Raw genomic sequence first — 12,592 nt, forward strand, 5'->3', positions numbered from 1 at the left:
ACGCCGCACCGCAGGTCCACTCCTGCGTGCCGGGGATGCGGCCAAGCGGGCGTACGGACCGTACGGCGTCCGGCCCGCCGGGTTACGAAGAGAGCGGCGTCCCTTCCGTCCCCGGTCCGTCCGTCCCCCCGTGACGAGGTCACTCATGCGTCTGCTGCTCGTCCATCCCAGCGCCCTGATGTACTCCGAGATCTTCCTCCGGCTGGAGCCCCTGGGCCTGGAGCGGGTGGCGGGCGCCGCCCGGGAGGCGGGCCACCAGGTCCGGGTCGTCGACCTGCAGGTCCTCGGGGTGCGGAAGCTGCGCGACGAGGTGCGGTCCTTCCGGCCGGAGGCGCTGGGCATCTCCCTGAACTACCTGGCGAACATTCCCGAGGCGATCGCGCTGGCCAAGCGGGTGAAGGAGGAGGTGCCGGGCTGTTTCGTCTTCCTCGGCGGGCACAGTGTGTCCTTCGTCGCCGAGGAGGTCGTCGAGCAGGCGGCGGGCGCGGTCGACGCGGTGGTCCGCGGCGAGGGTGAACCGGCCGTCGGGCCACTGCTGGAGGCGGTGCGTGACGGCGGTGTGGAGGGTGTGCCGGGCGTCGTCACCGCCGCCGGACGCGGCCCCGGGCCGCTGATGCTGCACAGCATCGACGGGCCGCTGCCGGCCCGGGACCTGATGCGCAACCGCCGCCGCTACTTCATCGGCGAGCTCGATCCGTGCGCCTCGATCGAGTTCACCCGCGGCTGCCCCTGGGACTGTTCGTTCTGCTCGGCGTGGACCTTCTACGGCCGCAGTTACCGCAAGGCCTCGCCGGAGGCCGCGGCGGACGACCTGGCGAGGATCCGCGAGCCCAACGTGTTCATCGTGGACGACGTGGCGTTCATCCGGCCGGAGCACGGGAACGCCATCGCCGCCGAGGTGGAGCGGCGCGGCATCCGCAAGCAGTACTACCTGGAGACCCGTTCCGACGTCCTGCTGCGCCATCCGGAGGTGTTCGAGCGGTGGGCGCGGCTGGGGCTGCGCTACATGTTCCTCGGCATGGAGGCGATCGACGCGGAAGGGCTCGACCTGTACCGCAAGCGGGTCAGCCCGGACGAGAACATGAGGGCGCTGGAGACGGCCCGCCGGCTGGGGATCAGGGTCGCGATCAATCTGATCGCGGACCCGGACTGGGACGAGGAGCGCTTCCGGGTGGTGCGGGAGTTCGCGCTGGCCGTGCCGGAGATCGTGCACTTCACCGTGATGACGCCGTACCCGGGCACGGAGATCTGGCACACGGAGTCGCGCCGGCTCACCACCCGGGACTACCGCCTCTTCGACATCCAGCACGCGGTGGTGCCCACGAAGCTGCCGCTGGCGCGCTTCTACGAGGAGCTGGTGCGCACCCAGGCGGTGATCAACCGCAAGCATCTGGGGGTGCGCACGGCGTTCGGCGCGGCGCGGGTGCTCGGCCGCAACCTGGCGCACGGGCAGACGAACTTCGCGCGCATGCTGTGGAAGTTCAACCAGGTGTACAACCCGCGCCGGCAGCTCGCCGACCACGCGCGTCCGGTGCGTCACGAGCTGCCGTTGCCGCAGCGTCTCGACGTCGGCGACCGGCGCATGCTGTACGTCCACACGCGGGGCGGCACCCAGGGTGCGCCCGCTCGGACGCGCCCGCCGGGGACGTAGCCGGCCCGGTCCCGGAACGGTGTGCCGCCGGTGCCGCGGGGAACCCGGCCGGGGCGGCGGCCACCCGCGGAACAGGACGTTCCCGCGCCGCGGACAGCCGGGTTCCACGCGATTGAGGACCCGTTCGAGACACCCTTCCCCAAAGATGTTGAACTTTGAAGGGAATGGGTCTACGGTGGGTCTTGTTCAGTTAGTTGAATATTCAACCTAATCCCCCGGGAGGAACACCATGGGCATCTTCGGCCGCAAGAACGAAGAGACCGCCACCGCGACCACCGCTGACGCGGTGAGCCCGGACCTGGCCGTGCTGACCGGCGAGTACACGATCGACCCGGCGCACACCACGATCGGCTTCGTCGCCCGCCACGCGATGGTCACCAACGTCAAGGGCAGCTTCCAGGACTTCACCGGCACGCTGCAGCTCGACGGCGCGGACCCGGCCAGGTCCACCGCCTCCCTCGACGTGGTGATGGACAGCATCGAGACGGGCAACGCCGACCGCGACGGCCACCTGAAGAGCTCGGACTTCTTCAAGACGGACGAGTTCCCGACGATGACCTTCCGCACCACCAAGGCGGAGGCCCTGGGCGGCGACGACTACCGCATCACCGGTGACCTGACCATCCTGGGCACCACCAAGCCGCTCACCATCGACCTCGAGTTCAACGGCGCCGCGACCGACCCGTTCGGCAACCAGCGCGTCGGCTTCGAGGGCAAGTCCGAGATTCTGCGCTCCGAGTGGGGTCTGACCTGGAACGCGGCGCTGGAGACGGGCGGGGTCCTGGTCTCCGACAAGATCAAGCTGAACTTCGACATCTCGGCGATCCGCAAGGTGTGACGCCGGGCGGTGCCACTCCTGAGCGCGCCCGCCCATCCCCCTCGGGGGAGGGCGGGCGCTCGGCGTTCTCGCCGGGTGACAGTCCGTTCGGTGGTGTCGCCCCCGCCGCCCCTTCCCTCCCCCACTCTCGGCTTCTCCCCCACTCTCGGCTTCGCTCGAGCGGGGGGACCCCCATGAGCGGGAGGTACCCCCATCGTCCCCCGGGGGCGCTGCCCCCGGACCCCTGTTCCTCAATCGCCGGAGAGGCTGGATGTCAGCCTCTCCGGCGATTGAGGAACAGGGGTCCGCTCTAGAAGCCGCCGCCGAAGTCGCCGCCGCCGCCGAAACCGCCGCCGCCGCCGAAGTCGCCGAAACCGCCCCCGAAGTCCCCGGCGTCGAAGTCCGCCCCGGAGACGTCGCCGCCCCCGTAGCCGCCGAAGTCGCCGTACCCCGCGCCGTAGTCGGCCGCGTAGCCGGGGCCGGCCATCATGCCGCCCAGCATGGTGCCGACCAGCAGACCTGGCAGCAGACCACCGCCGAAGTAGCCGCCGGCCCAGGGCCCGTACGCGGGACCCGCCTCCCAGTACGGGCGGCGGCCGTGGTCGGTGTCGACCTCACGGATGGCGGGGTCGGCGCCGTCGGCCAGGCGGGCCCGGTCGGCCGCGCACACCGGGACCTCGCGCTCGGCCCCGCCCGGCGGTGTCCAGGTGGCCTCGGCGACCGAGGGTCCGTGCCGCGGATCGAAGAAGCAGGGCGGGCGGCGTTCCGGCAGCGGGCGTCCGTCCCGGCGGGCGTCGAGGAGGGCCAGCGCGAAGCGGCCGTCCTCCACGGCCTGGGTGACGGCCCGCACGTCCTCCGGTTTCCGCGCCGCGGCCATGTACGTCTTGGACTGCTCGTAGGCGTCCAGCGCATGCTCGTAGTCCGCGCGCATCGCGTCGTCCGCGCCGGATTCGCCGGGGTGGAAGTCGAGACGGTCGAGCTCCTCGCCGAACGCGGTGATGTCCTCGTCGACCACCACCCGCAGCCTCTCCAGCGCGGCCCGCTGCTCCTCCTCGTGGCGGCGCCGGTTGCGGCGGGTCACGGCGTACACGCCCGCCCCGCCGGCCGCCAGCAGCGCGCCGACGGTGACCAGCCCGCCGACCGGGACCTCGCCGGACCCGTCGGTCCAGGAGCCGGGGGCACCGCCGCCGGTGCTGCGCAGGGCGCTGTCGACGAAGTCGTTCAGCTGGGCCTTGACGTCCCCGGCGCCCTGCACGGACGTGACCAGGTTCCGCACGCCCTGGGGGCTCAGCACACTGCTGTCCGCGCGGGCGTCGAACGCGTCGCCGAGCCGGATGCCGTACAGGCCGGTGACGCCGGTCTCGGTGCGCAGGTTCCGGAAGAGGTTCTCCGTCGGCTGGTCCCCCGGGAGGACCGCGACGAAGATGGGTTTGTCCGCGTCCTCGATCTTGTTCGCGAGCGCCTCGGCGTCGGATTCCGCGAGGAGGTCTCGCGCCTCGGGATCGACGTAGACGGGACTCTCACGGAGTTTCCCGGCGATGACCGAGACGTCCGTGGCCGCCTGGGCCCCCGGCGCACCCGCGATCAGGACCGCCAGAACGGCGGCCACCGGAACGATCAATAGGCGTATCAGACGTATGTGGATACGCCTCGGCGCGTCCTTCATACGTTCGACGGTACCCAAACGGGTGCCAAAAAGACATCGGGGACGGCGGGGGATTGTTCCGACTCCCCGCCGGTCCCGTCGTTCCCGCGGTTCCTGCGGTTCCGCGATTCCTACGCCGCCGGTTCCACCCCGGCCCGCAGCAGCCCGTAGGTGTACGCGTCCTCCAGCGCCTGCCAGGACGCGGCGATCACGTTCTCCGCGACACCCACCGTCGACCACTCCCCCGCCCCGTCGGAGGTGGAGATCAGCACCCTGGTCGTCGACTGCGTGCCGTGCTTGCCCTCCAGGATGCGGACCTTGTAGTCCACCAGCTCCAGCTTGGCCAGCTGCGGGTAGATCTTCTCCAGGGCCACCCGCAGGGAGCGGTCCAGGGCGTTGACCGGGCCGTTGCCCTCCGCGGTGGCGACGATGCGCTCGCTCTTGGCCCACAGCTTGACGGTGGCCTCGTTGGCGTGGCTGCCGTCGGGGCGGTCCTCGACGATCGCGCGCCAGGACTCGACCTCGAAGTACTTCAGCGGCCGGCCCTCGGCCTCCGCCCGGAGCAGCAACTCGAAGGAGGCGTCGGCCGCCTCGTAGGTGTAGCCCTTGAGCTCGTGCTCCTTGACCCGCTCGACGACCCGGCCGACCAGTTCGCGGTCGCCGCCGAGGTCGATGCCGAGCTCCTTGCCCTTGAGCTCGATGGAGGCGCGGCCGGCCATGTCGGAGACCAGCATGCGCATGGTGTTGCCGACCTGTTCGGGGTCGATGTGCTGGTACAGGTCGGGGTCGACCTTGATCGCGGAGGCGTGCAGGCCCGCCTTGTGCGCGAAGGCGGAGACACCGACGTACGGCTGGTGGGTGGAGGGGGTGAGGTTGACGACCTCGGCGACGGCGTGCGAGATGCGGGTCATCTCGCGCAGCCGGCCGTCGGGGAGGACCTTCTTGCCGTACTTCAGCTCCAGGGCCGCCACGACCGGGAACAGGTTGGCGTTGCCGACCCGCTCGCCGTAGCCGTTGGCGGTGCACTGGACGTGGGTGGCGCCCGCGTCGACGGCGGCGAGGGTGTTGGCGACCGCGCAGCCGGTGTCGTCCTGGGCGTGGATGCCGAGCCGGGCGCCGGTGTCGGCGAGCACGGTGGCGACCACCGCCTGGATCTGCGCGGGGAGCATGCCACCGTTGGTGTCGCACAGGACGACCACGTCGGCGCCGGCCTGGGAGGCGGCGCGGACGACCGCCTTCGCGTACTCGGGGTTGGCCCGGTAGCCGTCGAAGAAGTGCTCGCAGTCGACGAAGACCCGGCGGCCCTGCCCCTTGAGGAAGGACACCGTGTCGCGGACCATCGCCAGGTTCTCGTCGAGGGTGGTGCGCAGGGCGAGCTCGACATGGCGGTCGTGGGACTTCGCGACCAGCGTGATCACCTGGGCGCCGGAGTCGAGCAGCGCCCTGACCTGGAGGTCCTGTGCGGCGGTGGTACCGGCGCGGCGGGTGGCGCCGAAGGCGACCAGCGTCGCGTGCCGGAAGTCGATCTCCTGCTGGGCGCGGGCGAAGAACTCGGTGTCCCGGGGGTTCGCGCCGGGCCAGCCGCCCTCGATGAAGCCCACGCCGAACTCGTCCAGGTGCCGTGCGATGGCCAGCTTGTCGGCGACGGTGAGGTTGATGCCCTCACGCTGGGCGCCGTCGCGCAGGGTGGTGTCGAAGACGTGGAACGAGTCGTCGGGCTCGCTGGTTGCGGTCATGGTCTGAAGGCTCCTGATTTGATCTCGGTCTACCGGAATGACCGGTTCCACCGTTCCCCCATGGTCCCTCACGCTCGTCCCCCGGCCGTGGTGGGGCCAGGAAACAGAAAAACCTCTCGCGGGTGCGAGAGGTCTGCGCGCGGGTCGAGGACGACGGTGTCCGCCCGTACCGTGTCGTACGTGCGGTCACTGCGGACCGGCGCGCCTGCTGCCAATAATCGTGGCGAACGAGAGCACGGAGGCAGTCTGACACAAGCCGCCCCTGTGCTCACGATGCGTCTCAGGATGCGGGCGGTGGGTGTACGGAACCCGCCTGCGCGCCGGTCCCGGAACCGGCACGCAGGCGACGGGTGTGCGACCGCCCGGCCCGCGCACCCGCGCCGTCCCCCCTGCGCGAGCCGGTGCGTGTCGCCCTACGCGAGCCGGTGCATCCAGCCGTGCTTGTCCTCGGCCGTTCCCCGCTGGATGTCGAGCAGCGCCCGGCGCAGGCGGAGCGTGACCTCGCCCGGCTCGCCCCCGCTCTGCCGCCACTCCGCGCCGTCCCGCTTCACGGTCCCCACGGGCGTGATGACCGCCGCCGTGCCGCAGGCGAACACCTCGGTGAGGCTGCCGTTCTCCGAGTCGCGCTGCCACTGCTCGGCGGAGACCCGCTCCTCGACGGCCTCGTACCCGAGGTCGCGGGCGACGGCGAGGAGGGAGTCGCGGGTGACGCCCTCCAGGATGGAGCCGGTGAGGGTGGGGGTGACGATCCTGTCGCCGTAGACGAAGTACAGGTTCATACCGCCCAGTTCCTCGACCCACCGGTGCTCCACGGCGTCGAGGTAGCAGACCTGGTCGCACCCCTTGGCCGCCGCCTCCGCCTGGGCCAGCAGGGAGGCCGCGTAGTTGCCGCCGGTCTTCGCGTCGCCCATGCCGCCGGGGACGGCGCGGACGCGGTCCCCGGAGACCCAGATGGAGACCGGCTTCACACCGCCCGGGAAGTAGGCGCCGGCCGGGGAGGCGATGACCAGGAACAGGTACTCGTTGGCGGGCTTCACACCCAGCCCGACCTCGGTCGCGATCATGAACGGGCGCAGGTACAGGGACTCCTCGCCGCCGTGCGCCGGCACCCATGCCTGGTCCTGGCCGACGAGGGCGTCGCACGCCTCGATGAAGGTCTCGACCGGCAGTTCGGGCATGGCGAGCCGGCGGGCGGAGCGCTGGAAGCGCTCGGCGTTCTTCTCGGGGCGGAAGGTGGCGACGGAGCCGTCGGGCCGGCGGTAGGCCTTCAGGCCCTCGAAGATCTCCTGGGCGTAGTGCAGCACCGTCGTCGCGGGGTCGAGGGAGATCGGCGCGTACGGGACGAGCTGGCCGTCGTGCCAGCCGCGGCCCTCGGTCCACTTGATCGTCACCATGTGATCGGTGAAGTGGCGGCCGAATCCGGGGGCGGCCAGGATCGTGTCCCGCTCCGCGTCCGAGAGCGGGTGGGCCGAGGGCTTGAGCTCGATCGTGGGCGTCGTCATGAGTGGTTGTCCTTCACCGGTTGTAGTGACGGGCCGCGCACACGCCCGTACGGCCGGTGGCCAGTACGTGGACGTCCGAGCATTCCCTCATTCCGCGGCTCCGCGTCCGATTATCGCCCGGAGGCGGCGGCGGAAGAAACGGGGTGAATGCGGCCCGGTGGTCGATGGTGACACCCGGCGGGGACAGGGGGAAGCCGCCGGGTGCGGTTGCGACCCGGCGGCTTCGAGTGGTGTCGAGGGGGCGCCGGGTCAGCCGGCTACTCGCGCGGCGAGGGCGTCGCCGATCTCCGAGGTGCTGCGGGCGGGCAGGGAACCGCGCTCCGCGAGGTCGGCGGAGACGGCGTCCTCGATACGGGCGGCCTCGGCGTCGTGGCCGAGGTGGCGCAGGAGGAGGGCGACGGACAGGACCGTGGCGCTGGGATCGGCCTTGCCCTGGCCGGCGATGTCCGGAGCCGAGCCGTGCACGGGCTCGAACATGGACGGGAAGGCGCCGGAGGGGTTGATGTTCCCGCTCGCGGCGACGCCGATGCCGCCGGAGACGGCCGCGGCGAGGTCGGTGATGATGTCGCCGAAGAGGTTGTCGGTGACGATGACGTCGAAGCGGGCCGGGTCGGTGACGAGGTAGATCGTCGCGGCGTCGACGTGGATGTAGTCGGTGGTGACCTCGGGGAACTCCTCGGCCACCTTGTTGAAGACGTTCGTCCACAGATGGCCGGCGAAGGCCAGCACGTTGTTCTTGTGGACCAGCGTGAGCTTCTTGCGCGGGCGGGCCTGGGCGCGGGCGAAGGCGTCGCGGACCACGCGCTCGACACCGAAGGCCGTGTTGACGGAGACCTCGGTGGCGACCTCGTGCGGCGTGCCCTTGCGAATGGTGCCGCCGTTGCCCGTGTACGGGCCCTCGGTGCCCTCGCGGACCACGACGAAGTCGATCTCGGGCTGCCCGGCGAGCGGGGTGGCGACGCCCGGGAGGAGCTTCGACGGCCGCAGGTTGACGTGGTGGTCGAAGGCGAAGCGGAGCTTGAGCAGGAAGCCGCGCTCGAGGACGCCGGACGGGACACTCGGGTCGCCGATGGCGCCGAGCAGGATGGCGTCGTGCCGCTTCAGCCCGTCGAGGTCGGCGTCGGTGAGGGTCTCACCGGTGGCGTGGTAGCGCCGGGCGCCGAAGTCGTAGTCCTTGGTCTCCAGCTTCACATCCTGCGGGAGGACGGCGGAGAGGACCTTCAGGCCTTCGGCCACGACCTCCTGGCCGATGCCGTCACCGGGGATCACTGCGAGATTGATGCTGCGAGACATGCGGGCACCCTACTCCTCGTCCCACGGGATGACATACGACGTCCGGCATGCGGACGCCGTGGGTGTGTCAGTGGCCGGTCGAGCCGCCGTTGTCCCGGCGGTCGAGGGCGCGCTGGAGGGCGGCCGCGGCGTTCTTGCGGTCGGATTCGCTCGTACGGGCGGTGTGGCGGACGCGGCGGCGGACGGTCGTCTCGGCCATGGTGCATCGACTCCTTCGGGCATCCCCGGAGTACGGAAAAGGGGTGACGAGAGGCCGGGGGCGGGGAGCGGCGGACCGCAGGGGTTGCCTGCGCGGGGTCCGGCTCACGACCGCCGTTCGCTCGATCGAGCGGATCGTTCGGCTCCTACAAAGCTAAGGGAGCCGGGCGCACCTGTCTGCACAATTACTCGGACTTCCTACTATCTGAGACGGTGGACCAGGTCACACCGCTCCCACCTGCGAAAACGCCGAACGGGCCAGGTCGGGGGGAGACCTGGCCCGTCCGGGGTCGGGGTGGGCGTCAGCCCATGTGCGGGTAGGCGTAGTCGGTCGGCGCGACCAGCGTCTCCTTGATGGCGCGGGTCAGCGTCCAGCGCATCAGGTTCTGCGGGGCGCCGGCCTTGTCGTTGGTGCCGGAGGCACGGCCGCCGCCGAAGGGCTGCTGGCCGACGACGGCGCCGGTCGACTTGTCGTTGATGTAGAAGTTGCCGGCCGCGTAGCGCAGCTTCTCCATCGTGTGGGCCGCCGCCGCGCGGTCGCCCGAGATGACCGAGCCGGTGAGGGCGTAGTCGGACACCGCCTCCATCTGGGTCAGCATCTCGTCGTACTGCTCGTCCTCGTAGACGTGCACGGCGAGGAACGGGCCGAAGTACTCGGTGCGGAACACCTCGTTCTCCGGGTCGGAGCACTCGACGACCGTCGGGCGCACGAAGTAGCCGACCGAGTCGTCGTAGGAGCCGCCCGCGACGATCGTGCAGGTCTCGTCCTCCTTGGCACGGTCGATCGCGGCCTTGTTCTTGGCGAAGGACCGCTCGTCGATGACGGCGCCCATGAAGTTCGACAGGTCGGTGACGTCACCCATGGTGAGGTAGTCGACCTCGGCGGCGAACTCCTCCTTGAAACCGTCGTTCCAGATGGACGCCGGGATGTAGGCGCGGGAGGTGGCGCTGCACTTCTGGCCCTGGTACTCGAAGGCACCGCGGGTCAGGGCGGTCTTGAGCACGGCGCGGTCGGCGCTCGGGTGGGCGACCAGGAAGTCCTTGCCGCCGGTCTCGCCGACCAGGCGCGGGTAGGTGCGGTACTTCTCGATGTTGTTGCCGACCGTCTTCCACAGGTGCTGGAAGGTCTTGGTCGAGCCGGTGAAGTGGATGCCGGCCAGGTCCCGGTGGACCAGGGCGACCTTGGAGACCTCGATGCCGTCGCCGGTGACCAGGTTGATCACGCCCTTGGGCAGACCGGCCTCCTCCAGCAGCCGCATCAGCAGCACGGCGGCGTGGGTCTGCGTCGGGGACGGCTTCCAGACCACCACGTTGCCCATCAGGGCCGGGGCGGTGGGCAGGTTGGCCGCGATCGCGCTGAAGTTGAAGGGCGTGATCGCGTAGACGAAGCCCTCCAGCGGGCGGTGATCCATGCGGTTCCACACGCCCGGCGAGTTGGCCGGCGGCTGCTCGGCCAGGATGCCCCGGGCGTAGTGGACGTTGAAGCGCCAGAAGTCGATCAGCTCGCAGGGGCTGTCGATCTCGGCCTGCTGGGCGGTCTTGGACTGGCCCAGCATGGTGGAGGCGGCGATGGTCTCGCGCCAGGGGCCGGACAGCAGCTCCGCGGCGCGCAGGATGATCGCCGCGCGGTCGTCGAAGGCCATCGCGCGCCAGCCGGGCGCGGCGGCGAGGGCCGCGTCGACGGCGTCCTGGGCGTCCGCCTGCGTGGCGTTGGCGTAGGTGCCCAGGCGGGCCTTGTGGTGGTGCGGCTGCACGACGTCGAAGCGCTCGCCGCCGCCCATCCGCCGCTCGCCGCCGATGGTGCAGGGAAGATCGATCGGGTTGTCGGCCAGCTCCTTGAGCCTGGCCTCCAGCCGGGCACGCTCGGGGCTCCCGGGGGCGTAGCCGTGCACCGGCTCGTTGACGGGGGTGGGGACCTGGGTCACAGCGTCCATGGGTGGCGTAACTCCTTGTCGTGAGCGGTGTGGTGTCAGCCGTTTGTGATCATGTGGCGAAGGTCCGGTGGTGGCCGGTCCCTCCGCGTGCCGTCGCGTGCCGTGCCGTCCCGGGGGACGGCCCCGGGACCCCCGGCCGGAGCCGTGGCCGCCGCACGGCCGAGTCCTTCTCAGTCATGGCTCGCCACGCTGCGCAGGAAGAACCCCAGGTTCGCCGGCTTCTCCGCGAGCCTCCGCATGAAGTAGCCGTACCAGTCGGTGCCGTAGGCCGTGTAGACGCGCATGCGGTGACCCTCCGCGGCCAGTCGCAGGTGCTCGTCGCCGCGGATGCCGTAGAGCATCTGGAACTCGTACTCGTCGAGCTTGCGCCCGGCGGTGCGGGCCAGTTCCTGGGCGATGGCGATCAGGCGCGGGTCGTGGGACCCGATCATCGGGTAGCCCTCGCCCTCCATCAGCGTCCGCAGGATGCGCACGTACGCCTTGTCGATCTCGTGCTTCTTCTGGTGGGCGACCTCGGCGGGCTCCTTGTAGGCGCCCTTCACCAACCGTACGCGACTGCCGGCCGCGGCGAGGCGCCGCGCGTCCTCCTCGGTGCGGAAGAGGTAGGCCTGGATGACGCAGCCGGTCTGCGGGTGGTCCTTCCGCAGCTCCTCGTGGATGGCGAACATCGAGTCGAGGGCGGTGTGGTCCTCCGCGTCCAGCGTGACGGTGGTGCCGATCGCGGCGGCGGCCTCGACGACCGGGCGGACGTTGGCGAGCGCGAGTCCGTGGCCGCCGGGGAGCGCCTGCCCGAACATCGACAGCTTCACCGACATCTCGGCCCGGCCGCCCAGCTCCAGCGGGCCCAGCCGGTCGATCAGCTCCAGATACGCGTCCCGCGCGGCGGCGGCCTGCCCGGGGGTGGTGATGTCCTCGCCCACCACGTCCATGGTCAGTTCCAGGCCGTCGCCGGTGAGCTCCCGGATGATCGGCAGGATCTCGTCGACGGTCTCACCGGGGATGAACCGGTCCACGACCTGTCTGGTCACCGGGGCGGCCGAGACCAGGCGTCGCACCCGGTCGCTGCGCGACGCGGCGAGAATCACGGGACCCAGCACGGGGCACCTCCACAAGCTGCATGAGGCCGTCGCCCGACGATTCGGATACGGCACGGAGAACCACCGTGAAACCTACGGATGCCCCCGATCGTGGGCCACGGACAGCTGTCACGCATCCGTGCGGCAGATCTCAGACAGATGTATGAAGGCGCCGGGATGTGCGACAGAATGCCCCTTGTGGCATCGGAGCACAGGGACGACTACCAGGAGCTGGTGGACGAGATCTCGGAGCTGCTCGGCGCTCCGGCGACCCTGGAGAACCGCGATTTCGAGCTGATCGCCTTCGGGGCGTACGACAGCGAGGGCGATCTCGATCCGTCCGCGCTGGACCCGGTGCGCGCCCGCTCGATCCTGACCCGCCGTTCCACGGCCGCGGTCCGCGCCTGGTTCGAGGGCTTCGGCATCACGCGGGCGACCGGCCCGGTCCGTATCCCGCGCACCCCGGAGGCGGGCGTGCACCGGGGGCGCGTCTGTCTGCCGGTACGCCATCGGAGTGTCGTCCTCGGTTACGTCTGGCTGCTCGACTACGACCCGGGCCCCTCGCAGCAGCAGCTGGACGCGGCCATGGGGGTGACGGCCCGGATCGGGGCGCTGCTCGCCGACGAGGCGCAGCACGGCGCCGACCTCACCCGCGAGCTGCGGGCGGTGCTGACCGCGGAGCGGGGCTGGCAGCGGGAGATGGCCGTCGCCGAGCTGCGCTCCGCCCTCGGCGGCCGGGC

General features: G+C 70.9%; 9 protein-coding genes and 1 pseudogene. 3 read left to right on the top strand and 7 right to left on the bottom strand.

Translation table 11 applies throughout. The features are described 5' to 3' along the window. The first annotated feature begins 145 nt into the window (after positions 1-145). On the top strand, positions 146-1,651 hold the full coding sequence (gene hpnR / locus B9S61_RS14680) for a hopanoid C-3 methylase HpnR (protein WP_103542656.1): 1,506 nt from the start codon (positions 146-148) through the stop codon (positions 1,649-1,651). 229 nt (positions 1,652-1,880) lie between these two features. Continuing rightward, on the top strand, positions 1,881-2,489 hold the full coding sequence (locus B9S61_RS14685; RefSeq protein ID WP_103542657.1) for a YceI family protein: 609 nt from the start codon (positions 1,881-1,883) through the stop codon (positions 2,487-2,489). A gap of 289 nt (positions 2,490-2,778) precedes the next feature. On the opposite strand, the gene B9S61_RS14695 is transcribed toward B9S61_RS14685, so the two are convergent. The 7 genes from B9S61_RS14695 to B9S61_RS14725 all read right to left on the bottom strand — a co-directional run bounded on the left by B9S61_RS14695 (position 2,779) and on the right by B9S61_RS14725 (position 11,873). Next, the gene (locus B9S61_RS14695; protein ID WP_103542658.1) at positions 2,779-4,134 is read right to left on the bottom strand and encodes a hypothetical protein; all 1,356 of its coding nucleotides are present in this window, start codon (positions 4,132-4,134) and stop codon (positions 2,779-2,781) included. Between the two features lie 110 nt (positions 4,135-4,244). Further along, positions 4,245-5,849 carry a citramalate synthase gene (gene cimA / locus B9S61_RS14700; protein WP_103542659.1) on the bottom strand — a complete coding sequence of 535 codons (1,605 nt, stop codon included), beginning with the start codon at positions 5,847-5,849 and terminating at the stop codon, positions 4,245-4,247. 413 nt (positions 5,850-6,262) lie between these two features. After that, positions 6,263-7,351, bottom strand: a complete 1,089-nt coding sequence (locus B9S61_RS14705; protein ID WP_103542660.1) for a branched-chain amino acid aminotransferase — start codon at positions 7,349-7,351, stop codon at positions 6,263-6,265. A gap of 249 nt (positions 7,352-7,600) precedes the next feature. After that, positions 7,601-8,644, bottom strand: coding sequence for a 3-isopropylmalate dehydrogenase (locus tag B9S61_RS14710; RefSeq protein ID WP_103542661.1), 1,044 nt, complete (start codon positions 8,642-8,644; stop codon positions 7,601-7,603). A 67-nt stretch (positions 8,645-8,711) separates the two neighbouring features. Then, positions 8,712-8,843 (bottom strand): hypothetical protein, encoded by a 132-nt coding sequence (locus B9S61_RS42305; RefSeq protein ID WP_103542662.1) that lies wholly within the window; start codon positions 8,841-8,843, stop codon positions 8,712-8,714. Between the two features lie 301 nt (positions 8,844-9,144). Continuing rightward, the gene (gene pruA, locus B9S61_RS14720; RefSeq protein ID WP_103542663.1) at positions 9,145-10,776 is read right to left on the bottom strand and encodes an L-glutamate gamma-semialdehyde dehydrogenase; all 1,632 of its coding nucleotides are present in this window, start codon (positions 10,774-10,776) and stop codon (positions 9,145-9,147) included. Between the two features lie 170 nt (positions 10,777-10,946). Beyond that, positions 10,947-11,873 carry a proline dehydrogenase family protein gene (locus B9S61_RS14725; protein WP_103542664.1) on the bottom strand — a complete coding sequence of 309 codons (927 nt, stop codon included), beginning with the start codon at positions 11,871-11,873 and terminating at the stop codon, positions 10,947-10,949. Between the two features lie 168 nt (positions 11,874-12,041). Here B9S61_RS14725 and B9S61_RS14730 point away from each other — a divergent pair. Continuing rightward, positions 12,042-12,592 (top strand): annotated as a pseudogene (locus B9S61_RS14730) (PucR family transcriptional regulator); the annotation flags it as partial.

This window comes from Streptomyces sp. SM1 (genome assembly GCF_002910825.1).
Classification (GTDB): Bacteria; Actinomycetota; Actinomycetes; order Streptomycetales; family Streptomycetaceae; genus Streptomyces; species Streptomyces okerensis.

Excerpts from the sequence above, each read along its gene's own strand:
- hpnR (WP_103542656.1), top strand. The coding sequence starts at position 146 with ATGCGTCTGCTGCTCGTCCATCCCAGCGCCCTGATGTACTCCGAGATC.
- pruA (WP_103542663.1), bottom strand. The coding sequence starts at position 10,776 with ATGGACGCTGTGACCCAGGTCCCCACCCCCGTCAACGAGCCGGTGCAC.
- cimA (WP_103542659.1), bottom strand. The coding sequence starts at position 5,849 with ATGACCGCAACCAGCGAGCCCGACGACTCGTTCCACGTCTTCGACACC.
- B9S61_RS14705 (WP_103542660.1), bottom strand. The coding sequence starts at position 7,351 with ATGACGACGCCCACGATCGAGCTCAAGCCCTCGGCCCACCCGCTCTCG.
- B9S61_RS14685 (WP_103542657.1), top strand. The coding sequence starts at position 1,881 with ATGGGCATCTTCGGCCGCAAGAACGAAGAGACCGCCACCGCGACCACC.
- B9S61_RS14695 (WP_103542658.1), bottom strand. The coding sequence starts at position 4,134 with ATGAAGGACGCGCCGAGGCGTATCCACATACGTCTGATACGCCTATTG.
- B9S61_RS42305 (WP_103542662.1), bottom strand. The coding sequence starts at position 8,843 with ATGGCCGAGACGACCGTCCGCCGCCGCGTCCGCCACACCGCCCGTACG.
- B9S61_RS14710 (WP_103542661.1), bottom strand. The coding sequence starts at position 8,644 with ATGTCTCGCAGCATCAATCTCGCAGTGATCCCCGGTGACGGCATCGGC.